The organism is Sphingomonas sp. CCH15-F11 (assembly GCF_001557005.1).
Classification (GTDB): Bacteria; Pseudomonadota; Alphaproteobacteria; order Sphingomonadales; family Sphingomonadaceae; genus Sphingomonas.
In genome coordinates this window covers 1-249 of record NZ_LSKG01000105.1, presented here as the reverse complement: position 1 = coordinate 249, position 249 = coordinate 1, and the positions used below count along the sequence as shown (strand labels likewise).

At 67.5% G+C, this 249-nt stretch carries 1 protein-coding gene; it reads right to left on the bottom strand.

The window, feature by feature from the left end:
- Positions 1 to 249, bottom strand: a 249-nt coding sequence (locus AX709_RS09430; protein WP_156454237.1) for a TSUP family transporter, incomplete at both ends; no start/stop codon positions are given.

Sequence of the window (249 nt, the reverse complement as noted above, 5' to 3'; positions counted from 1 at the left end):
GCCGGCGACGCCGCCAGCGACCCCGCCAGCGATGAAGAAGCCGGCCACGCGCCAATCCACGAGTCCTGACAGGGCATAGTTGAGGGCTGTCGCCGATCCGAACGTTCCCACCGAAAACAGCGACGATCCGACCGCGTTGAGGATGGGCATGCCGCTGCCGAGCATGATGCCGGGCACAATCAGGAAGCCGCCGCCGATGCCGATGAACCCTGACAGGAGGCCGGCGAGAAGGCCGATCGCCACGAGCCG